22 protein-coding genes are annotated in these 20,366 nt (G+C 62.4%); 3 read left to right on the top strand and 19 right to left on the bottom strand.

Annotated elements, in window-relative coordinates:
- Positions 1-53 precede the first annotated feature (53 nt).
- The 13 genes from Q0Z69_RS13175 to Q0Z69_RS13115 all read right to left on the bottom strand — a co-directional run bounded on the left by Q0Z69_RS13175 (position 54) and on the right by Q0Z69_RS13115 (position 12,921).
- The gene (locus Q0Z69_RS13175) at positions 54-605 is read right to left on the bottom strand and encodes a hypothetical protein (RefSeq protein ID WP_298034435.1); all 552 of its coding nucleotides are present in this window, start codon (positions 603-605) and stop codon (positions 54-56) included.
- Positions 602-1,486 carry a ParB/RepB/Spo0J family partition protein gene (locus tag Q0Z69_RS13170; RefSeq protein WP_298034433.1) on the bottom strand — a complete coding sequence of 295 codons (885 nt, stop codon included), beginning with the start codon at positions 1,484-1,486 and terminating at the stop codon, positions 602-604. Before Q0Z69_RS13170 ends, Q0Z69_RS13175 begins: the two co-directional genes overlap by 4 nt.
- Before the next feature lie 35 nt (positions 1,487-1,521).
- On the bottom strand, positions 1,522-2,280 hold the full coding sequence (locus Q0Z69_RS13165) for a ParA family protein (RefSeq protein ID WP_298034430.1): 759 nt from the start codon (positions 2,278-2,280) through the stop codon (positions 1,522-1,524).
- 225 nt (positions 2,281-2,505) lie between these two features.
- Entirely contained in the window at positions 2,506-4,374 is a 1,869-nt protein-coding gene (locus tag Q0Z69_RS13160; protein WP_298034428.1) for a glycoside hydrolase family 13 protein, read from the bottom strand.
- A gap of 53 nt (positions 4,375-4,427) precedes the next feature.
- On the bottom strand, positions 4,428-6,650 hold the full coding sequence (locus Q0Z69_RS13155) for a penicillin-binding protein 2 (RefSeq protein ID WP_298034427.1): 2,223 nt from the start codon (positions 6,648-6,650) through the stop codon (positions 4,428-4,430).
- Positions 6,651-6,857: 207 nt separating this feature from the next.
- Positions 6,858-7,370, bottom strand: coding sequence for a hypothetical protein (locus tag Q0Z69_RS13150; protein ID WP_298034424.1), 513 nt, complete (start codon positions 7,368-7,370; stop codon positions 6,858-6,860).
- 53 nt (positions 7,371-7,423) lie between these two features.
- Entirely contained in the window at positions 7,424-8,266 is an 843-nt protein-coding gene (mreC, locus tag Q0Z69_RS13145; RefSeq protein WP_298034422.1) for a rod shape-determining protein MreC, read from the bottom strand.
- Between the two features lie 35 nt (positions 8,267-8,301).
- Positions 8,302-8,877 carry a nucleoside triphosphate pyrophosphatase gene (locus Q0Z69_RS13140; protein WP_298034418.1) on the bottom strand — a complete coding sequence of 192 codons (576 nt, stop codon included), beginning with the start codon at positions 8,875-8,877 and terminating at the stop codon, positions 8,302-8,304.
- An 8-nt stretch (positions 8,878-8,885) separates the two neighbouring features.
- On the bottom strand, positions 8,886-9,317 hold the full coding sequence (locus Q0Z69_RS13135; protein ID WP_298034415.1) for a dUTP diphosphatase: 432 nt from the start codon (positions 9,315-9,317) through the stop codon (positions 8,886-8,888).
- Between the two features lie 115 nt (positions 9,318-9,432).
- Entirely contained in the window at positions 9,433-11,544 is a 2,112-nt protein-coding gene (locus Q0Z69_RS13130) for a U32 family peptidase (protein WP_298034411.1), read from the bottom strand.
- Positions 11,544-11,876, bottom strand: coding sequence for a cell division protein ZapA (locus Q0Z69_RS13125; protein ID WP_298034409.1), 333 nt, complete (start codon positions 11,874-11,876; stop codon positions 11,544-11,546). Before Q0Z69_RS13125 ends, Q0Z69_RS13130 begins: the two co-directional genes overlap by 1 nt.
- Before the next feature lie 224 nt (positions 11,877-12,100).
- Positions 12,101-12,625 (bottom strand): hypothetical protein, encoded by a 525-nt coding sequence (locus Q0Z69_RS13120; RefSeq protein WP_298034408.1) that lies wholly within the window; start codon positions 12,623-12,625, stop codon positions 12,101-12,103.
- 44 nt (positions 12,626-12,669) lie between these two features.
- Positions 12,670-12,921 (bottom strand): sigma factor, encoded by a 252-nt coding sequence (locus tag Q0Z69_RS13115; protein ID WP_298034406.1) that lies wholly within the window; start codon positions 12,919-12,921, stop codon positions 12,670-12,672.
- A 214-nt stretch (positions 12,922-13,135) separates the two neighbouring features.
- Between Q0Z69_RS13115 and Q0Z69_RS13110 the strand changes: the two genes are divergently transcribed.
- Both Q0Z69_RS13110 and Q0Z69_RS13105 read left to right on the top strand, forming a co-directional pair.
- The gene (locus tag Q0Z69_RS13110; protein ID WP_298034403.1) at positions 13,136-14,026 is read left to right on the top strand and encodes a DnaD domain protein; all 891 of its coding nucleotides are present in this window, start codon (positions 13,136-13,138) and stop codon (positions 14,024-14,026) included.
- 29 nt (positions 14,027-14,055) lie between these two features.
- Entirely contained in the window at positions 14,056-15,057 is a 1,002-nt protein-coding gene (locus Q0Z69_RS13105) for an ATP-binding protein (protein ID WP_298034401.1), read from the top strand.
- A gap of 195 nt (positions 15,058-15,252) precedes the next feature.
- Here the strand turns inward: Q0Z69_RS13105 and Q0Z69_RS13100 are convergent, their stop codons facing one another.
- The 5 genes from Q0Z69_RS13100 to Q0Z69_RS13080 all read right to left on the bottom strand — a co-directional run bounded on the left by Q0Z69_RS13100 (position 15,253) and on the right by Q0Z69_RS13080 (position 18,789).
- On the bottom strand, positions 15,253-16,164 hold the full coding sequence (locus tag Q0Z69_RS13100; RefSeq protein ID WP_298034399.1) for an RluA family pseudouridine synthase: 912 nt from the start codon (positions 16,162-16,164) through the stop codon (positions 15,253-15,255).
- The gene (gene lspA, locus Q0Z69_RS13095) at positions 16,136-16,639 is read right to left on the bottom strand and encodes a signal peptidase II (protein WP_298034396.1); all 504 of its coding nucleotides are present in this window, start codon (positions 16,637-16,639) and stop codon (positions 16,136-16,138) included. The genes Q0Z69_RS13100 and lspA overlap by 29 nt, the downstream gene beginning before the upstream one ends.
- Before the next feature lie 12 nt (positions 16,640-16,651).
- Positions 16,652-17,713, bottom strand: coding sequence for an acyltransferase (locus Q0Z69_RS13090; RefSeq protein WP_298034394.1), 1,062 nt, complete (start codon positions 17,711-17,713; stop codon positions 16,652-16,654).
- A gap of 151 nt (positions 17,714-17,864) precedes the next feature.
- A complete protein-coding gene (locus tag Q0Z69_RS13085) occupies positions 17,865-18,425 on the bottom strand; it encodes an ECF transporter S component (RefSeq protein WP_298034391.1) in 561 nt (186 codons plus the stop codon).
- A 163-nt stretch (positions 18,426-18,588) separates the two neighbouring features.
- Positions 18,589-18,789, bottom strand: coding sequence for a helix-turn-helix domain-containing protein (locus tag Q0Z69_RS13080; RefSeq protein WP_298034386.1), 201 nt, complete (start codon positions 18,787-18,789; stop codon positions 18,589-18,591).
- A gap of 104 nt (positions 18,790-18,893) precedes the next feature.
- Between Q0Z69_RS13080 and Q0Z69_RS13075 the strand changes: the two genes are divergently transcribed.
- Complete coding sequence (locus tag Q0Z69_RS13075; protein ID WP_298034383.1) at positions 18,894-19,058, top strand: hypothetical protein; 165 nt, start codon at positions 18,894-18,896, stop codon at positions 19,056-19,058.
- Positions 19,059-19,313: 255 nt separating this feature from the next.
- On the opposite strand, the gene Q0Z69_RS13070 is transcribed toward Q0Z69_RS13075, so the two are convergent.
- The coding region (locus Q0Z69_RS13070) for a class I tRNA ligase family protein (RefSeq protein ID WP_298034381.1) at positions 19,314-20,366 on the bottom strand (1,053 nt) is incomplete at its 5' end.

Raw genomic sequence — 20,366 nt, 5'->3', positions numbered from 1 at the left:
CTTATATAAATGATGTTATCCAAAATGTTTCATGTGAAACATATGAGAGCACTTTATTTGTCCAGTTTGGCCTCCACAGCCTCTTTCAGCTCCTCATATCGCTGGCTGGGCGGGGTGACGCCTGTCTCCGGCGGGACATCGCCCAGCAGAGCGGGCCAGCCATTCGCCTCCATCTGCTGGAGGGTTTGGGCGCAGGCATCATAGTCCCTCGCGGCGTATTGCTGCATGAGCGTATAGAGGTGGGATTGGGCCGCAAGCTGTTGTTCCAGGCTGTCCAGCGAAGCGCCGGCATCTTTCAGCTTCTGGTTCAGGGTCTCCTGCTCGGCGTCCTTTTCCGCCAGCTGGTCCTCCAGATCTGCCAGCTCCTGCTGTAATTCAATGATCCGCTCCTGGCTGGCCTGGATATCCTGCATCACGGTGACAGAGTTTTGCAGCTCGCCCAGGGCCTGGGTGTTGCTGCGCTGGTGCATGGCAAAGGACAGCGCCATCAGCAAAAAGGCCGCGATGAACAGGATCATGATATAGACAACGACGGGCTTGTTGCCGCCTGTTTTTTCCTGAGATTCCTTTGACGGCTCGCCGCTGCTGCGTTTTTCTAAATTCATGCCTGGGGTCCTTTCTGTTTCGTCCGCAGGAGAGCCAGAGCCTCCAGCAGGTCATTGAGATCGTCCATGCCGTAGTATTCCAGCTCTATCCGGCCTTTTTTCCGGCCAGTGACGATCTTCACGCCCCGGCCCAGCTTGGCGGCCAGGTCCTTTTGGGCTTCGGCGGCGTAATCCACTTGATCCACTGCCGCCTGCTTTTCCGGCTTCTTTTCCGCAGCCAGCCGTTTGGCCAGGGCTTCCGCCTGCCGGACAGACAGGTCTCCCTGCACGATGGCTTCCGCTGCCTTTGCCTGCAAAGCAGGGGAGAGAGGGATCAGAGCGCGGGCGTGTCCGGCGGAGAGCTTGCCCGCCTTCACCTGCTTCTGTACGGCGGGACACAACTCCAGCAGCCGCAGGGTATTGGCCACAGCGCTGCGGGATCTGCCGACCCGCTGGGCGGCCTCCTCCTGGGTCATGTGATACTGCTGGATCAAAGTTTGGTAGCCGGAGGCCTCTTCGATGGGGTCCAGATCCTCCCGCTGGAGGTTTTCGATCATGGCCAGCTCGGCGGCCTTGCGGTCGTCGGCCTCGATGACCATGGCGGGAATCTCGCTGAGACCTGCCATCCGGGCGGCCCGCCAGCGCCGCTCACCGGCGACGATCTGATAATAGCCGGAGGCCAGCTTTCGCACGGTCAGCGGCTGGATCACGCCGTGCTGGCGGATGGATTCCGCCAGTTGGGCCAGCGCAGCTTCATCAAAGCTCTTGCGGGGTTGGGCGGAGTTATTCTCTACGCTGGTGATGGGAAGATACAGCGTGCCGGGACTTTCGCTTTTCAGCACGTCGTCGCCCAGCAGGGCGCCAAGGCCGCGGCCCAGGCCGGAGGGCTTTCTGGATGCCATGGACAGATGCTCCTTTCAGCGTCAGGCAGTCTGCCTTAAACAGCTTGTCTTTTCAAAAATTCCACCGCGAAAGCGGTATAGGCCTCCGCCCCTCGGGAGGTGCGGTCGTAGGCGGTAATGGGCTTTCCGTGGCTGGGGGCCTCGGAGAGCCGGACGTTGCGGGGGATCACAGTGGAATAGACCTTGCCGGGGAAGTAGTGCTTTACTTCTTCCGCCACCTGCAAAGCCAGATTCGTCCGGCCGTCGAACATGGTCAGCAGCACGCCCTCCAGTTCCAGCCGGGGATTCAGGGAACGCCGCACGATGCGGACGGTGTTCATCAGGTCGCTGAGCCCCTCCAGCGCATAGTATTCCCCCTGGACCGGCACCAGAATACTGTCGGCGGCGCAGAGGGCGTTCAGGGTCAGCAGCTCCAGGGAAGGAGGACAGTCGATGAGAATAAAGTCGTAGAGGCCTGATACCTGATCCAACGCGTCCCGCAGCAAGAATTCCCGGCGCTCCATGCCGATCAGCTCGATGCCGGCTCCGGCCAGAGCCTTGTTGGAGGGGAGAACGTCGCCGAAGCGGGTGTGAGCCACGGCGTCGCCGCAGGGGATCCCGCCGATCAGCACCTCGTAGATCCCCTTGGATACGGTCTTGTCCACGCCCATGCCGGAAGTGGAGTTGGCCTGGGGATCAAAATCACACAGGAGGACGCGCTGCCCCGCCTCCGTCAGGGCGGCGGCCAGATTCACGCAGGTGGTGGTCTTGCCGACACCGCCCTTTTGATTCACGATCGCTATGGTTTTTGCCACAAAGGCACCTACTTTCCTGGCCCTCCTCCCGCGGATGTCCTCGCATCCGCGGGAAAAGAGTAGATATACACACACGCACACATTATAACAAGGGGAAAAGAGGGTTTCAAGGTCTATTGCCAATTTTTCTTGAAATTTGGGGAGAAAGCAAAAATTGTTTCACGTGAAACAAAGCTATAGAGGAAGCCGGAATGTTTCATGTGAAACATTCCGGCAAAAGAGCGCTCAGGTCAAAAACAGCCCGGTCCGGGGCGGCAGGTCCAGGGACAGCGTGCCATCCGCCGCAGCGAAGGTCTGGCCGGACAGCCGGTCCAGAGCCTGAGAGGAGGGCCAGGGGATGGCGAGGACTTGGGACCAGTCAGAGGCGTTCACCACAGTGGCGGTCCACTGGCCGGACAGCTCCCGGGCAAAGGCCAGCAGAGGACCGGCGGTAAACAGCCAGTGGAGCTGGCCGCGCTGCAAGACGGTGAGCTGAGAGCGCAGGCGGCCCAGCAGGGTAAAGTGGGGCAGCAGGCTGCCGCCGTCGGCGTCCCAGGGATAAGCTCCCCGGTTGAAGGGGTCCTCCCAGCCCTCCATGCCCATTTCGTCGCCGTAGTAAACAGTGGGAGAGCCGGGGAAGGTGAACAGCACCAGGGCCGCCAGCTTTACCAGGGCCTCGCCCCGTTCCCGTTCGGCGGGGGAGAGGCGATAGGCCGCCCGCTCCGCCTTGGTCTCAGGGACCCGATCCGCCCCCAGCACCGTCAGAATGCGGGCGGTATCGTGGGTCCCCAAAAAGTTCATGGCGGAGTAGAAGGCCGCCGGGGGGTAGTTTTCCCGCAGAGTCTCCATGGCTTCCCGGAATACGTCGGCGTCGCCGCCACGGAGATAGTTCAGCAGGGCCGTGCGGAAGGGGTAGTTCATCACGCCGTGAAGCTCGCTGCCCAGCAGGTATTTCCGCCGCTGGGAATAGGCGATCTTGGTGCTGGCGTCCTCCCAGACCTCGCCCAGCAGAAACGCGTCCGGGTCGGTCTCCTCCACAGCGGCGCGGACCTTTTTAATAAACCCATCCGGCAGCTCGTCGGCCACATCCAGCCGCCAGCCGGAGATACCGCAGCGAAGCCACCGGCGGACGATGGAGTCAGGTGCTTCAATGACGTAGTCCAAGTAGCTGGAGCTGTTCTCCCGGACAGCGGGCAGGGTCCGGATTCCCCACCAGGCATCGTAATCGTCGGGCCAGGGATGGAAGGAGAACCAGTCATAATAGGGACTGTCCTGACTTTGAGCCGCGCCCACCGAAGGGTAGAAGCCGTCGGCGTTGAAATAGACGCTTTGAGAGCCGGTGTGGTTGAATACGCCGTCCAGTATGACCCGGATGCCGAAGGTCCTGGCCTGGGCGCACAGGTTTTTCAGGTCCTCTTCCGTACCCAGCATGGGATCGACCTTCGTATAATTTGCCGTGTTGTAGCGGTGGTTAGAGGCGGATTCAAAAATAGGGCAGAGGTAAAGGGTCCCAACGCCCATCTCCGCCAGCCGGGGCAGCTTGGAGGCGATACCCGTCAGTGTGCCGCCGAAGAAGTCCCGGTTCCGGATCTCGCCGTCTGGGTCCGGCTGCCACGCGGGCGCGTCGGACCAATTTTCGTGGACCCAGCGGTCTCCCACCAGACCGGTGGGGTCCGGCAGGCGGTCACGGCAGAAACGGTCTGGAAATATCTGGTAAGTTACACCAGAACCAAACCATTGGGGCGTATGGCTTTCCGCATAGACAGTGATCTGCCAGGGGGCAGTCAAGCCGTCGCTGCGGTAGCCGGTCTTATCCAGGTCGCAGCCGGTGCCGTCGTCCCGCCGGAGGCGGAAGTGGTACCAGATCAGCTCCGGCGCTTCCGGGGCGGTCACGGCGGCGAAAAAGCAGGTGCGCTCCCCCTCGGGGCCGGTGGGGGACAGCTCTACCTGCCGGCAGGTGCCGGAGAACTCATAGTGCATCACCAGCGTGCAGCTGGTAAAGGCTTCGCAGAAGAGGGGACGGCAGCGGAATTGGATCTCATGTCCGCAGGGGACCGCGCCGAAGGGGGTCTTGCAGAATTCGCTGCGGGGGTCAAAAACGAATGGTTCGCTCATTATATGAGGCTCCTTGTTGTGGAAGTGATGAATAGCCGCCGGAGGGATCCGGCTCATGGCAGAAGCTGGTTCTCGCCGGTAATGGCGGCGCCGGTCTCGTCCTCGGCAAAATAGGCGTTCAGGATATTCACAGCGGTGGTGGCCAGGGCAGCGCCGGCGCCGCCGTGCTCGATGGCGATGGCCACGGCGATCTCCGGGTCGTCGTAGGGGGCGAAGCACACGAACACGCCGTTGTTCTCCTGGTCGCCGCCCAGCTGGGCGGTGCCGGTCTTGGCGCCGGCGGAGACCACGCAGTTGCGGAAGTATTGATACACCATGCCGCCGGGCTGGGTGTAGCCCAGCATGCCCTGTTTCACGGCGTTCAGGGTGCTCTCGCTGAAATCCACGATGTTGACGGGGGAGGTGTCGCCTACGGCCAGGGTCTCCGTGCTGTCATAGGATTTCACGGCCTTCAGCAGATGGGCCTGGCAGTGCTTGCCGCCGGAGACCAGGGTCGCGATATAGTTGGCTAATTGCAGGGGGGTATACTCCTGGTTGGCCTGGCCGAAAGCGGCCCAGGGAGCCAGGTCTTCGCCCACGTTGTTCTGGGGCAGGCTGCCGGGATTGTCGCCGATCTCGATGCCGCTGTTCTCGCCCAGGCCAAAGGCGGACAGATATTTCTGAAATGTGTCCATTTCCATGCGGTAGCCCATCTCCGCGAAGAAATAGTTGCAGGAATTGGTGATGGCCTGGGTCACGTTCAGCTTGCCGTGGCCGGGATAGCCGATCCAGCAGTTGGCACCGTCGTTGGTGGTGCCGGGATAGATCCAGCGGCCGGTGTCCTTGATTTTCTCCTTCAGTGTGGTGGCGCCGGATTCCAGCGCCGCCACGGCGGTGAGGGGCTTCAGGGTCGAGCCGGGGGCATAGGGCTGATTGGTGGCCCGGTTGAAGAAAGGATTGGCGGGATTCGTGCTCAACGCGTTGTAGATCTCTGTCCGCCGGTAGGTGGACAGGTCGTAGGAGGGATAGGAGGCCAGGGACAGCACCTCGCCGGTGCCGACCTTTATCACGGCGGCGGCGCCGCCGCGGCTGTCGTCGCCGTCGTCAGCGGTCATGGCGGAGACGGTCTCCGCCAGAGCGTCCTCCACCACGGTCTGAAGGTCCAGGTCGATGGTCAGCTCCACGGTGCTGCCGGGCCGGGGGTCGATGCTGTAATGTTCGCCGGTGACCTTGCCGTCGCTGTTGACGGAGACGATCCGGCGGCCGTCGCTGCCCTTCAGATAGGACTCAAAGGCAGCCTCCACGCCGCTTCTGCCGATCCAGTCGTCGCCGTCGTAGTCATCGGAAAGGGTCGGCAGGTCCTCCGCCTGGATGCGGCTGACTGTTCCCAGGATATGGGCGGCATAGGTGGTCTGATACTCCCGGACGGTAGACCGGGAAATCTTGGCCCCGGCATAGCCGCCGTCGCTGAGCAGGGAGATGAAGGCGGTGTCCACATCGTTGGCCAGCACATAGGTGTCGATATTGCTCAGCTTCCGCAGAGACAGCTCATACTGCACCCCCAGCACCAGCCGGGCATCCTCCAGGGAGAAGCTGTCCGGCAGCTTCATGCGTTCCGCCATGATCTGCAGCAGCCGGGAGGTGGAGATGCCCGCCCCGTTCAGCAGCAGAGCGTCCAGATGGTCGATGGTCAGCTGCTTGGTCAGACTGTCGGCGGCGGCCCGCAGGGCCTTTTCGTCCGCCTCTTCCCCGGAGGGGATCGCATCCGCCGCCTCGGCGGAAATGATCCAAGGATGCTCCAGCAGATAGTCCCCCAGAGCGTCCTTCACTTCGTCCAGGGACAGCAGATATTTCAGGAACCGCCGCTTCTGGATGTCATCCTGCTGCTGGATGGTGTAGGAAAAGGGGGGGCTTTTGGAGATGGGCAGATTGTCGTTCCACTCCACGCCCTGCTCCTGGCACAGCCGCAGCAGCCGGAGGATGGCCTCGTTCTCATCGTCGCCCTTCCGCAGCCGCCCGGCGTCAAAGGTCAGGGCGTAGGTGGAGCGGTTGGTTACCAGGGGGCGGCCGTTCCGGTCGGTGATGATGCCCCGGGAGGACTCCACGTTTTCAGGCTGGGTTATGGAGTGGATGGACTGCGCCACATAGTCGTCATAGTGGTTCACCTGGGTATCGAACAGCACGCACAGATACAGCAGCAGCATCGCCGCCAGAAACGCGGCCAGCAGATACAGGCGCTTGATGGGGGTCTCGTTGTGGTCCATAGTGTCTCCTTCGTCGTCTAGGGCACTTCGCATACTGTTTCCTGATAAAAAACTTTAAAAAGGTTTTTTATTGCGCCGCATCGCGCCGCCGCGCCTGCATCGTGCAGGAAAAGTATGGACGTTCATCACAGGCAGCTTCGCCGCCGGGCCGCTTATGCGGCCCCAATAAAACAATGGAATTGTTCTATGAGCGATTCGTATCAAAAATACTGAGAAGGGTTCAACGGTCCGGGAATCGCTCTAGTCGTCCAGATGGGTCCGCCGGCAGACGGCCCGGTACAAATAGGTCACAGGGATGACCAGCGGCGCGGTGACGCAGAACTCCCGCAGGGTCACAGAGGCGCTGGCGCTCCAGGCGGACTTGCCGCCCAGCCACAGCAGCAGGCCGTGGAACAGGCCGCTCATCAAAAAGGCGGCGGTGGTCCCCGCCAGGGAACAGAGAGGTCCCGCAGGCAGCAGGCTCCGGGAGATCAGCGCCGCGCACAGCCCCACCAGGGGAAACAGCAGCGTGTAGAAGCAGGGGAAAGCGCCCGGCAGCAGCAGGTCGCAGATCACGCCCACCGCCAGGGCAAACACAGTGCCGGGGACCGGCCCCTCATAGGCGGCGGGCACCGCCGCCAGCAAGGGATACAGGAAAGGGATGACGCCCCAGACCGTGATCCGCTGGAGCAGCGCCCCCTGGATCAGGAAGCACAGCGCGGTGGCGGCGGCGTACAGCGTCCATTTGAAGATCGTTTCATTGCGTGCCAGCACAGGGGGGACCTCCTTGCCACAAGATCACAGCGCGGCAAAGCCGCGGGAAAGCATCATGGAACAATGTCGAAGGACTTGATGACAAAGACCTCCTCCAGGTCGTCAAAGGATACCTGGGGCGCCAGGATGGCGTAAGAGGCAGCGCCGGAATCATCCACCTGGACTTCCTCTACGGAGCCGATGACCAGCCCCTCGGGATAGTAGCCGCCCAGGCCGGAGGTCACCACCAGATCGCCGCCCAGAAGCTGGCAGCCGGCGGACAGGTAATCCAGCCGCAGCCGGACCTTCCCCATCAGGGAGAAGTCCCCCTGGGCCAAGCCCAGGTCGCCGGTGCGAAAGACCTGCGCGCCCAGCGACATGTCGGTGTCCACCAGGGTCAGGACGGTGGACCAGTTGGTACCGCTCACACTGATGATCCCCACCAGAGCGCCGGTCTCGTCGATGACGCAGTCGCCCGCCTCCACGCCGTGGACAGTGCCCTTGTTCAGCGTCAGGGAGGAGGTCCAGTTGGACACATCGTGCTCTGTGATATAGGCGGCCTCGATGTCGCTGAGATCCCGGCGCTGCTCCCGCAGGTCGTTCAGGTCCCGCAGGCGGGCGTTTTCCGCCAGGGCCGCCTCCGCCTGCCGCACCGTCTCCTCCATTTCAGCGATCCGCTTCCGGAGAGCGGCGTTTTCCTCCTCCAGCGCCGTGGTGTCCCGGTAGTAGTTCTGTTTGTCGTTGAACCAGGTGGCGATGGCGGTGTAGGCGGAGCGGAAGGGGGAGGCCACGATATTGGCCGCGTTGGTCAGCGGCGCGGCGGTGTTGCTCAGCGCGGACATGACCGCCAGAGCCACGGAGATGACCGCCGCGGCGAACAGGACCCACAGGCCGTGGTTCTTCAGAAAATCTTTCAATACAAGTCCTCCTTAGAGGGGCGCGCCTGCCGCGCTCAGAAAAAAGTGACGCCGAACTGTTCCAGCATCCGGCTCAGCCGCAGCACCGGCAGGCCCATCACATTGAAAAAGTCGCCGTTCAGCCGCTCTACCAGCAGGGAACCCTTGCCCTGGACGCCGTAGGCGCCCGCCTTGTCCATCGGCTCGCCGGTGGCGATATAGCCCCGCAGCTCCGCTTCCGAGGCGGGGCGGAAATAGACCTCGGTGGATTCGCTCTCGGTGATGGAGCGGCCGCCCTGCCGTACAGTGACGCCGGTGCAGACGGTGTGATGGCGGCCCTGAAGGGCCGTCAGCATTCGCAGGGCGTCGGCCTCGTCCGCGGGCTTGCCCAGGCGCGCGTCGTCCAGAAACACCATGGTGTCGGCGGTGATGACGATCTCGTCCGGGGCGCACAGCGCCATGGCGGCGTCCGCCTTTTCCCGGGAGATGTACTCCACGATGCCGGCGGGGGACAGCCCCTCGGGATAAGATTCCTCCGTCTCCGGGACCCGGATGTCAAAGTCCGTGATGCCGATGCGCCGCAGTAATTCCTGCCGCCGGGGAGAACCAGAGGCCAAAACGATCTTTGCCATGGCGCGCCTCACTTTCCAGTGGAGCCGAAGCCGCCCCGGTCCGGGCCGTCCAGACGCTGGACCTTGGTGAAGGTCAGGGGCGGCTGGTTTTTCATGATGCGGAACTGGCAGATGCGGGCGTTTTTCTCGATGGTCACGTCCCGGGTGGCGTAGACCGGCATCCGCCACTGGTCGTTGTCGCCGCAGTAGGAGCAGTCCACGACTCCCATGGAGTTGGTCTGCAAAATGCCGTAATTTTTAAACGTGGAGCTGCGGGGGACGATGTGGGCCTCGCAGCCCTCCGGCAGAGCGATGGCCACGCCCAGGGGGATCAGCCGGAACTCCCCGGCCCTCAGCGTCACCTCTTCGGCGGCGTGAAGGTCGATCCAGTCGGACTTGCCCGCCACATAGCACAGCTCGTCGATGTCGTCCACAAAATATTTTACCTTGATCTCTTCCATGTAAAACTCCAAAAAAGATAATGATTTGTAATATTTATAAAGAATAATACGAAACGTATCTGAAATGCATCTGAAATACCGGTGTTTTCGCAGAGAGAACTGCGGATCGCTCCCGTCACTCCACGCCCCGCTCATAAAGTCCCCGGGTGAAATCCCCAGGCGCAGCGGCTCCATTCAGATAGCCCCGGAAGGCCTGGACGCATTCCTCCGGGCTTTCCGTGGTAAACCGCAGACGGACGTAGGCCAGACCCAACCGCTTCCACTCCGGCCGGTCCGCCAGCCAGAGGACCCGGCTGTTCTGGATCTCCGTCCGGTGCCCATAGGCGGGCAGCAGAGGGAAGGCCGCGCCGGTGCGGTCATTCAGTGCATTCCCGCCCTGGCAGGGTGCCTGGCCGGGCACCGCCGCTCCATTTTGCCAGAGGCGGCAGCCGGCGCGGTCCCGCATGAGACAATTCTCCGTGATCATCAGCGGCAGACGGCCATAGACGATGGCCTCGGCGGGCAAAACCTTCCGCATGTCCCGGATCTGAGCGGACCGCAGCTCGAAGGACACGCAGGCCGACGAGAGCCCCTTGCCCCGGAGATAGTCCAGGGACCGGGCGTTGAACACGTTCAGGCCGTAGTCGCCGTACAGCGCCAGCCCCGTGTCCCGGGCCAGGGAGAGGTGGCCGATATTGCCCAGCAGTGCGCCGGTGACGCCTAAGTGCCGCGCCCTGTCCAGCCAGCGGCGCAGCTCCGGCTCGTCCCGGTCCCGCCATACCCGGGGCAGAATGGCGCACCACTCCGTTTCGCTCCGGGGCAGGGCGGGCAGGTCCGCCAGCAGCTCCAGAGGCACATAGACCCTGGCGGGGCCGAGGCCCAGCAGCTCCGCCGTCAACTGGGCGGCGCCGGTCACAGAGATCGTGAATCGTGGCGCGGCCACGGCGCGGTCTATGTCCGGCAGCTGCGGCGCCGGCAGCTCCCGGCGGACCGGCGGCGCGGTGCGGGCGGCAGTCAGCGCCGCCAAAGCGTCCCGCCGCAGGGCGTTGACAGCGCTGGCGGGGAGGGACAGGCCCTCGTCCACCGCCGCCTCCGCGCTTTCACAGCGGAAAGCGGTGCCGCCGGTCTTTTTCAGGCGGCTCGTAATCTCTTCAACGGTGACGCTGCGGCTTCGGGCGGCCTCCGGCACCGGGCCGGTGACGGTCACGGCATGTCCGTCCCGGTCCTCCGCTGTTAAAACGCTGGGTATTCCAGCCCGGATGGCGCAGGAAAGATCCACCGGCACGGTCCGCAGATCGCCTTTTTCATAAGCGGCCCTCGCCGCGTCGAACAGCTCCTTGGGGTCCGGCGCGTTCTCCGGCCGGGTCCCGAACATCCCCGCGCCCTGTTTGCCCTGCCAATACCCGTCGGTAAATCCGGAGCGGGAAAAGGCCTGGGCCAGCTCCGCCTCTTCGGCGGGGGCCGGACCCCGGTCCTCCGCCAGCAGGCGGGCGTAGACGCGGGTCACCACTGCCACATACTCCGGCCGCTTCATCCGGCCCTCCAGCTTCAAACAGGCCACGCCCATATCGGCCATGTCCCGCAGCTCCCGGGCCAGAGAGCTGTCCTTCAGGCTCAGGGGATACTGTCCTCTGGCGGGCCCGTTGACGCCGTAGGGCAGGCGGCAGGGCTGGGCGCACCGGCCCCGGTTGCCGGACCGTCCGCCGATGAGGGCGCTCATGGCGCACTGGCCGGAGTAGCACATGCACAACGCCCCGTGGACGAACACTTCGACCTCAGCGGGACAGCTTTTACAGATGGCGGCAGTGTCCTCCCTGGAGCACTCCCGAGCGATGACGATCCGTTCACAGCCGTCGGCGGCCAGCTCCGCGGCGCCGCCGGAGGTAAACACGCTCATCTGGGTGCTGGCGTGGAGGGGCAGGTCCGGCAGGGAGCGGCGCAGCAGGTCAAACAGGCCCCAGTCCTGGACCAGAATGGAATCCACGCCCAGGCGGCAGGCGGCCCGGGCCGTTTCCAGGGCCTGGGGCAGCTCCCGGTCCGTCAGCAGGGTATTCAGGGTCAAAAAGACCCGCACGCCCCGGACATGACAATAGGCCAGCGCGTCCGCAAATTCCTCGTCTGAGAAATTCCTGGCGCTCCGGCGGGCGTTGAAATCGCCCCAGCCCAGGTATACCGCCCCGGCGCCGTTCTGCACGGCGGCCCGCAGCGCTTCCGGAGACCCGGCGGGGGCGAGGAGCTCCGGCTTCATCAGCGGCTGTTCCGGTTGTCCAGCTTTTGCTGCAGACGAAAGACCTCGCGCTTCAGCTCGCTGACCTCAGACTGGGCCTTGCCGGCCTCGTCCAGATAGCCCTTGATCTGGCTGCGGAGCTGTTCCGCGGCGGCCTGGGCCTTGAACAGCTCGTCGGCGATGTTGGCGGCGGTAAGGACGGCGGCGTCGGTGCGGCCTACCTTGGAGCTGTTGAGGATCTCCTCCATTTTATTGCCCACATAGGCGCCGACTTTCTGCATGTAAGCGGCGGACTCCTCGGCGACAAAAACATAGTCCTCTCCGCAGATGGTAACGGATACGCGATTTGCCATCATGAACTCCCCCTTTGGTGTTTTGGTCCTTTTCAAACAGGGCCTAGGGCAGGAATACCCAATTTTTCAGCATCCAGTATATCACAAGGGGGCTGACAGCGCCACAAAAAAACAGGAGATTTTGAAAAAATTCACAAAAGGCGGAGGCTGCTGCGACCGGCCCGCCATGAAACGCAAATGGAATATTTCCCTTGTGCCGCGATCGCGCGCCACCATGCCCGGCTTCAATCGGCTGCCGCAGCCTGCAGCTTTTCCCAGGCATCATCGCTCATGTTGTATTGGTAAAATGTTGCGCTGTCTTTTGATACTGCATAAATACCCAAAAGGCGTCCTGCCATTTTGCCGTTTATGACCTCGTCCTCAGAATATCTCAGCTCAAACGCATAGCATGCGACTCCATCAATTTCCTTTTCAGACATTTCCTCCCATACAAGGCTTTTCCCGTCGTCAGCCTGCATGCCTGGCTCCGCTATGCCGCTGGAAGCCGCGCTGTCTGTCAGGCTCCTGACCGTCAAATCCAGTTCGTCAAAGCTGCTGTAGTCGTAAAACGTTCGGCGCAGCGTTTCAATCAAAAACACGCCGGCTTCATTTGACGCGTATTTGGAAAATCCACCTGAAACCGTCAAAGAGAGCGTAGAATGACTGCCCGCGGAGTGTTTCGCGGGGCCTGCTTGCGCGTGCGCTCTTTCATGGTCCTCATAAACGCAATGAATAAGCTCGGCGTCTGAAATGTTATTCAGCTCTCCCATAACCTCCGAAAATTCCTTCGTGTTCATATGTCTGCGGATGCGGGTCAGCCGGACGGAGACAGGTTTCGGACGATCTTGCAGACATAGGCGAGCAGCGGATCGGGCCGCGCTGGGGGGATCGCGTTCCACGTACCGAGATAAGCGTCGTTGACGCACTCCTCCGCGTCCTGCCTGCTGTTCACGATATTGTACGAGAGACTGTAAAAAATTTTTCCGTATTTCATATCCAGTTCCCGCACCGCCTGTTCTGAACGCGCGAAAAACAGTTTTATGATAGCCTCATCCTCCATTGCCATACCGCCTCCTTTCCGGCTTTATCTATGTCCTGCGGTTTCGGACGAAAACACTACAGGAAACCGCAAATTTTCCGGGAACCATAACATCATCAGCCGTCTCGGCCGATTTGGAAGGGACATTTTGGGTTGGGGCTTGTCCTGCGGGCAAATTTCGTGTAAAATAAGCGGTATCCTGTATCCGCCGAGGGTATTGAAAAAGAGAGGAGGGCCTTTCATGGCGAACGTGCTGGTACATACGGAGGACGAGGGCGTCACGTTGACCGCCCAGGCGGCAAAACGGCTGCTGGAGAAGGGCGACGGCGACGCGGCGCTGCTGTACCTGGCCCTCCTGCGGCACCACGGCGCCGTGCCGCCCCGGTCCCTGGCGGGAGAGCTGCGGTGGGACCGGCCCCGCATCGAGGCGGCGGAGGAGACCCTCCGGGCCCTGGGCCTCATCGCCCCGGCAGAGGAAATGCCGCTGGAGCCGGCGGACGAGAAGCCGGTCTATCAGCGCACGGACATCGCGGAGCGGCTGGAGACCAGCGGCGAGTTCCGGGGCCTCACCGCCGAGGTGGAGCGGCGGCTGGGCAAGAAGCTGACCACGCCGGACGTGGGCATTCTGCTGGGCCTGAACGACTATCTGGGCCTTCCTGCCGACGTGATCTACCTGTTGGTGTGCCATTGCGCGGAGCGCATCCAGCGGCGCTATGGCGAGGGCCGCCGCCCAACGCTGCGGCAGATCGAAAAAGAGGGCTACGCCTGGGCCCGCATGGGGATCGACACCCAGCGGGCAGCGGTGGAATATTTGAAAAAATACACGGAGCGCCAGGGCGCGCTGCCCCGGTATATGCAGGCGCTTCGCTTGGGAGACCGCCCCCCGGTGGCGTCAGAGGAAAAATATCTGCTGGCCTGGCAGGAGATGGGCTTCCCGCCGGAGACAGTGGCCTTGGCCTACGACAAGACCGTGCTGAAGTGCCACGAGCTGAAATGGCCTTACTGCAACGGCATCCTGAAGCGCTGGCATCAGGCGGGGCTCCACACGCTGGAAGAGGTGGAACAGGGCGACAGGCCGGCGCCCAGGGCCGTGCCGAAGAAGCAGGCTGACGATGCCTGGAAATATGTGTGAAGCACAATGGGGAACAGGAGGGCTGAACCATGGCCTATGACGGCAAGATCATGCGCCGGGCGCTTTTGCGGTTTGAAGAGGACAAACGCCGGAGGGAGAGCCGCGCCCAGGAGCGGCGGGAGGCCATTTTCAGCCGTCAGCCCCGGCTGAAGGAGGTGGACGCCGAGCTGCGCTCCACCATGAGCCGCATCATTTCCAGCGCCCTGCGCTATGGCACGGACCCCGGTCCGGCGGTGGAGATCCTGCGGGAGGAGAATCTGCGCCTTCAGGAGGAAAAACACCGCCTGCTGGCCCAGGCGGGCCTGCCGGAGGACTGCCTGGAGGAAAAGCCCGCCTGTTCCCTCTGCGGCGACACCGGCTACCGCGGCGGTCAGGTGTGCCGCTGCCTGCGGGCGTATTACGCCCTGGAGCAGCAGAAGGAGCTGAGCCGGATGCTGGACCTGAATGGTCAGAGCTTTGACACCTTCTCTCTGGACTGGTATTCCGATCAGCTGGAGCCAGGGCAGAAGAAGTCCGCCCGGGCCCACATGGAGGAGCGTGTCTACAACAGCTGCGCGGAGTATGCCCACCAGTTCGGCCGCAAACCCGGCAGCCTGCTGCTGTTCGGCGCGCCGGGACTGGGCAAGACCCACCTCTCCGCCGCCATCGCCCGGGAGGTCAGCGGCAGAGGCTTTTCCGTGGTCTACGACACGGCGGCCCATGTGTTTGAGCGGTTCGAGAATCAGAAGTTCGGCAGGGAAGAGGGCAGCGAGGTGTCCGCCGACGTGTCCCGCATCCTGAACTGCGACCTGCTGATCCTGGACGATCTGGGCACGGAGATGACTACGCCCTTCGTCCAGAGCGCTCTGTATCGGATCGTCAATACCCGGCTGATGGAAAAGCGGTCCACCATCATCAGCACGAATCTGACGCCGGAGAAGCTGGCCCAGCGCTACACGCCGCAGACTGTCTCCCGTATCGAGGGAGAGTACGAGCTTTTGCCCTTTGTGGGGGAGGATATCCGAAAATTAAAGAAGGCCCAAAACAGATAAAAACCGGCCCAAACGGGCCGGCTTTTTCTTTTAGAACCTGTATTCATAAGCGGGTAATGCCGGATGAACGAGGGATTTTCCCGTCAGGCGAGGCGCTTTGACGCGGGAATACTTTGTGTATTTCAAGGAAAAGCAACGAAGTATGACGGGAAAAGACCCGTCCAGACGGCGTTCAATGCTTGCGAATACAGGTTCTTACATCCGACGCTCCAGTTTTCGGAGCTGGGCCTGGAATTCCTCCGGCAGCCCGCACCGCAGCTCCACCGGCTCTCCGGTGCGGGGGTGAAGGAACCGCAGTCCCACAGCGTGGAGGCACTGGCCCCGCAGGCCCGGAACAGGCTTCCCGTATACGGCGTCCCCCAGGATGGGGTGGCCGATGTGGGCCATGTGGACCCGGATCTGGTGGGTCCGGCCCGTTTCCAGCCGGCACTCCGCGTAGGTGAAGCCGGGATACCGGGCCAGCACCGTCCAGTGGGTCACGGCGCTCCGCCCGCCGGACACCACCGCCATTTTCTTCCGGTCCACGGGATGCCGCCCGATGGGGGCGTCCACGGTGCCGCTGTCCTCCCGGAGGTTCCCTGTTACGATGCACTCATAGATCCGGGCCAGGGTGTGGTCCTGCAATTGGGCCGCCAGCTTCTGATGGGCAAAGTCGTTTTTCGCCGCGATGATAAGGCCGGAGGTGTCCCGGTCGATGCGGTGGACGATGCCGGGCCGCAGCGCCCCGCCGACGCCGGAGAGGCTGTCCCCGCAGTGATAGAGCAGGGCGTTCACCAGAGTTCCATCAGGGTGGCCGGGGGCGGGGTGGACCACCAGCCCCTTGGGCTTGTTCACCACGATCACGTCGCCGTCCTCATACACCACGTCCAGCGGGATGTCCTGGGGGACCACATCCACCGGCTCCGGCTCCGGCAGGACCACCTCCACGGTCTCCCCGCCGGTGAGCTTGCAGTTCTTTGCCGGGATACGGCCCCCCATGGTGACCCGGCCCTCCTCCAGCATCCGCTGGGCGGCGGAGCGGGTCACATTTTCCAGATTTGCCGCCAGCCAGGCGTCGATCCGCTGTCCGGCGTCCTCCTTATTTACTTGGAGCGTCAGCTTCTCCATGGGCAGGTCCCTTTTTGTCATATTTTTCGTAGAGGAACAAGTAATAGACCGCTCCCAGCACACAGCCGCACACCACGCAGATGTCCGCCACGTTGAAGGTGGGATAGGAGGGCCAGAACTGGAAGTGGAGCATGTCCACCACATAGCCCAGCCGGACCCGGTCGATGATGTTGCCCAGGCCCCCGGCCAGGATCAGAAAGCAGGCCGTCACGCCCGCGGGATGGCGGACGATCCGCCTGGCCAGCACATACAGCACCGCCAGCACGATGCAGCTGGTGACGCACACCAGCAGCCACCGCATCCCGGAGAAGCTGGACCAGGCGGCGCCGTAGTTGTGGACCGTCAGCAGCTCCAGAAAGCCGGGGAAGAGGTCCATTCGTTCTCCCAGCGGCAGGTTGGCGGTGATCCAGGCCTTGGACCACTGGTCCAGGCCCAGCAGCAGCGCGGCCATGGCCGCGCCGGTCATATACAGCATAGAGATCGCTCCTTAAATCAGGTACTTGCGGGCCCACGGGACCCGCCGCAGGATCACCCACGCCAGGAAACCGGCGGCAAAGCAGGCCAGCGCCAGCGCCGGGATGACCCACGCGTTGGGAAAGAGCCCGGCGGCGATCCCCCGGGCGTTCAAAAATTCCAGGAAGAACACATGGGTCAGATAGACGCAGAAGGAGGCCCGGGAGACCGTTTCCGTCAGGCGGCACCGTTCCCAGTCCGCGAAACGGCTGGCGCAGAAGCCAAAGACCCCTGCCGCCTGCAAGCACACGCCCAGGGAATTCCCGTTCAGCAGGCCCTCATACAGGCTCCCCTTGGCCAGAGACAGGCCCAGCGTCCCGCCGAAGGTCACGCAGAAGCCCGCCAGATACAGCAGCAGGAAGTGCCGGGAACGGCGGTTTTGGGCCTCCTGGGACAGGGCATAGCCCAGAACGCCGTAGCCCACTGCGCTCCAGGTCAGGTTGATGGGATACTGGGCCGGGATGCCGGTCAGCAGGGAGAGGGGCGGGAAGAACCGGGCCGTGGGCAGCAGGATGCCCAGCAGGAACCAGACCGCCAGACCGTACCGGAGCAGCCGCCGGTCCGCCTTCGCCGCAAACAGGCGGGTCAGAGGCAGCAGCGCGTAGACCAGCAGGATGATGTGCAGATAGTAGAGATGGGATTTGTGGCGGAACAGCAGCCAGTCCGCTGCTGCCTTTTGAAGCGCGGCGGCCTCCAGCACGCCGGTGCGGCGGAAGGCCAGCAGGAGCTGCCAGCCGTCGTAGGCCGCCGCCCAGAACAGCAGGGCGATGAGGATGCGGGGGATATACTTCCGCCAGATGGTCCTGACGGTGACTTCCTTTTCCGGCGGCAGCAGCAGCGCGCCGCTGCACATGAAGAACACGGGGACGGCGCAGCGCAGCAGGGCATTCCAAAACAGCGCCGCCGTCCAGCCCGGAGACCCCGCCGCGCCGGAGAAGCCCCCGGCGGCGGAGGCGTGGATCAGCAGCGTCCCGAAGATCGCCGCGGTCTTGGCCGCGTCCACCGGCACGCTGCGCTGATGCAGGGATGTTGGCATACAGAGATCCTCCAAAGCCTCGAAAGCAGTAACACACAGGGGCGAAGCCGCCCTAGTGGAGATGTTTTTACTCAATATACACGTTTTAGGCGGGAATTGCAACAAAAAAACCGCCTGGAGGCGTGAGCCTTCAGGCGGTTTGAGGAAGCGGTCAGGGCCGCATTTTGTCCAGCTGGCCAGCCCGGCGCAGAGCGGGGACCAGGGCGGCGTACAGGATGGGCGCGGCCACCATGGCTGCCACGGCGTTGATGAGAGAGGCGGGCAGCTTGCTGCCCATGGTGACCACGGCAGTCTCCATGGGATAGCCGTAGACAAACATCTGGAAGATGAAGGTCTTGAGCATGTACAGCGCCACATAGGTCAGCGCGCCGGCAACGCAGGCGGCGATGTTTTGGCCGTGGCGCTTTGCCTCGCTGCCCATGGCAAAGGCGATCTTGGCGCAGACCCAGGCCATCAGGAACTTGGAGACGAAGGTGACGGCGCAGTCCAGCGGTCCATAGCCGCCGAACAGAGCGTCGTACAGCACGGAGCCGATGCCTGCCGCCAGACCGCCGGACAGCGGCCCCATCAGCAGGCCGCTGAGCAGGCACATGGCGTTGGCAAAGTGCACCTTGGAGCCAAGCAGGGGAAAGCGGAAGAAGGTCACCACGCACACCAGCGCCGCCAGCACGGCGATATATACGGTCTTTTGCAGCGTCCATTTCTGTTTCATAAAATCAGCCTCCTCAGGGAAAGATCGACATCTTTGACATCTCAGAGGATACGCCATATCTGAGCTGATTTGAATATCCAGATATGATATTTATTATAAGGTCAGATTTTTTGACTGAAGGCAAAAAATAAAGAACCAGAAACCCTTGCTTCTGGTTCTTGCGTCAAGAATCCCGCCCAAGCAAATAATCAACGGATACTTTATAAAAATCTGCAAGTGTAAGCAGATGGTGGACTGGAATTTCCTGAATACCTTTTTCATATTTGGAATATTGTTGTTGGGTTGTTCCCAAGAGAGCAGCAAGCTCTCCTTGAGTTTTTTCGTTGTCTTCTCGCAGGTTCCGCAATCTTGGATAATATTTCACAGCTACCACCTCTAATCATATTTTCATATTTTACTTTATTTTTGATAATATGTGTTGACTTTACACCTTATCAGGTGTAAATTTTATTTGAGGTGATATAAAAGATGGAAAAAACATGTGAGACCTGCGCGCATTTCTACCGGCATTATGTGAAATTCGGCTACCGGTACGGCCCGGTGGCGGCGGGCCACTGCGGCACGCCCCGCCGGAAGCTCCGGTGGAAGGATACGCCCGCCTGTCCCCGCTACAAGGAACGGCCCGGAAGCTGATGCTTCCGGGCCTGAAATTGCCGAAACTCCCAGCGGGGAGTTTCGGCAAAGGGGTTACGGTCCGCTGCGCGCACTTCTGGTCCGCATATGGCGGACCACGCGCACACTTGCGGACCGAGAAGTATGTTTCCCGCCGCGCATGTCGCCGGGAAACATGGATCTCCTGTTTTTCGCGCCCCGGGCGCGAACTCTGTGAGACCTCTTGACAGGGAACGGCCCGGAAGCTGATGCTTCCGGGCCGTTTGGACAGAGCGCTTAAAGTTCCGGCAGCTTCGCCACCACCGCGGCGCAGCGGGGGCAGAGATCATCCTTGCCGGACTGGACCGAGTGCTTCCAGCAGCGGGGGCACTTGGCACCCTTGGCCTCGGAGACCACCACGCGCCAACCGGCCAGCTTGGTGTCCGCGCCCTGGGCGTAGAGGGCCTCGTCCTCCGAGAAGTCCACGTCGGAGACGATGAACAGGTCCGCCCACTGGTCGTCGAAGTGCTTCCGCTCCGCGGTGAGGTCCACCTGGGAATCCTTGGACTGCACCAGGGTGATGTGGGCCTCCAGGCTCTTGCCGATCTTCTTCTCGGCACGGGCGGTCTCCAGGGCGGCGTTTACGCTGTCCCGGAGCTGGATGACCGTGGCCCAGGAGACGGGGTTGGTGATGGCATACTCCGCAAAGGGCTTGTTCATCTCGTTGAACACCACGTTCCGGCCGTCGTCGCTGGAGCGGTGGGGCATAGCCTGCCAGATCTCGTCGCAGGTGAAGGCCAGAATGGGGGCCATGATCTTGGTCATGGTGTCCAGGATCAGGAACAGGGCGGTCTGGGCGCTGCGGCGCTTGGCGCCGTCCTTTTCCTCGCAGTACAGACGGTCCTTGATGATATCCAGGTAGAAGTTGGACATGTCCACCACGCAGAAGTCGTTGACGGCGTGGGTCACGGCGTTGAACTCATAGTCCTGATAGGCCTTTTCGCACTTTTCGATGAGGGCGTTCAGCTGGGCCATGGCCCAGCGGTCCAGCTCCTCCATCTCGGCGGCGGGGACCAGATGGTCGGGATCAAAGCCGTCCAGGTTGCCCAGGCAGTACCGGGCGGTGTTGCGGAACTTCAGGTAGTTCTGGGAGAGCTGCTTGAAGATGGCGTCGGAGCAGCGCATGTCGGCGTGGTAGTCGGCGCTGGCGGCCCACAGCCGCAGCAGGTCCGCGCCGTATTTGTCAAAGATCTCGGCGGGGTCCATGCCGTTGCCCAGGGACTTGTGCATGGCCTTGCCCTCGCCGTCCACGGTCCAGCCGTGGGTGACGCACTCCTTGAAGGGCGCGCC

It is taken from the genome of uncultured Dysosmobacter sp., from assembly GCF_947631165.1.
Taxonomy (GTDB): domain Bacteria; phylum Bacillota; class Clostridia; order Oscillospirales; family Oscillospiraceae; genus Oscillibacter.
The sequence above is the reverse complement of the archived record's forward strand: the minus strand, read 5'-3'. Positions and strand labels throughout refer to the sequence as shown.

Coding starts and splice junctions, on each gene's coding strand:
- Q0Z69_RS13175 (WP_298034435.1), bottom strand. CDS start 605: ATGAATTTAGAAAAACGCAGCAGCGGCGAGCCGTCAAAGGAATCTCAG.
- Q0Z69_RS13170 (WP_298034433.1), bottom strand. CDS start 1,486: ATGGCATCCAGAAAGCCCTCCGGCCTGGGCCGCGGCCTTGGCGCCCTG.
- Q0Z69_RS13160 (WP_298034428.1), bottom strand. CDS start 4,374: ATGAGCGAACCATTCGTTTTTGACCCCCGCAGCGAATTCTGCAAGACC.
- Q0Z69_RS13155 (WP_298034427.1), bottom strand. CDS start 6,650: ATGCGAAGTGCCCTAGACGACGAAGGAGACACTATGGACCACAACGAG.
- Q0Z69_RS13140 (WP_298034418.1), bottom strand. CDS start 8,877: ATGGCAAAGATCGTTTTGGCCTCTGGTTCTCCCCGGCGGCAGGAATTA.
- Q0Z69_RS13135 (WP_298034415.1), bottom strand. CDS start 9,317: ATGGAAGAGATCAAGGTAAAATATTTTGTGGACGACATCGACGAGCTG.
- Q0Z69_RS13130 (WP_298034411.1), bottom strand. CDS start 11,544: ATGAAGCCGGAGCTCCTCGCCCCCGCCGGGTCTCCGGAAGCGCTGCGG.
- Q0Z69_RS13125 (WP_298034409.1), bottom strand. CDS start 11,876: ATGGCAAATCGCGTATCCGTTACCATCTGCGGAGAGGACTATGTTTTT.
- Q0Z69_RS13120 (WP_298034408.1), bottom strand. CDS start 12,625: ATGGGAGAGCTGAATAACATTTCAGACGCCGAGCTTATTCATTGCGTT.
- Q0Z69_RS13115 (WP_298034406.1), bottom strand. CDS start 12,921: ATGGCAATGGAGGATGAGGCTATCATAAAACTGTTTTTCGCGCGTTCA.
- Q0Z69_RS13110 (WP_298034403.1), top strand. CDS start 13,136: ATGGCGAACGTGCTGGTACATACGGAGGACGAGGGCGTCACGTTGACC.
- Q0Z69_RS13105 (WP_298034401.1), top strand. CDS start 14,056: ATGGCCTATGACGGCAAGATCATGCGCCGGGCGCTTTTGCGGTTTGAA.
- Q0Z69_RS13100 (WP_298034399.1), bottom strand. CDS start 16,164: ATGGAGAAGCTGACGCTCCAAGTAAATAAGGAGGACGCCGGACAGCGG.
- lspA (WP_298034396.1), bottom strand. CDS start 16,639: ATGCTGTATATGACCGGCGCGGCCATGGCCGCGCTGCTGCTGGGCCTG.
- Q0Z69_RS13090 (WP_298034394.1), bottom strand. CDS start 17,713: ATGCCAACATCCCTGCATCAGCGCAGCGTGCCGGTGGACGCGGCCAAG.
- Q0Z69_RS13085 (WP_298034391.1), bottom strand. CDS start 18,425: ATGAAACAGAAATGGACGCTGCAAAAGACCGTATATATCGCCGTGCTG.
- Q0Z69_RS13075 (WP_298034383.1), top strand. CDS start 18,894: ATGGAAAAAACATGTGAGACCTGCGCGCATTTCTACCGGCATTATGTG.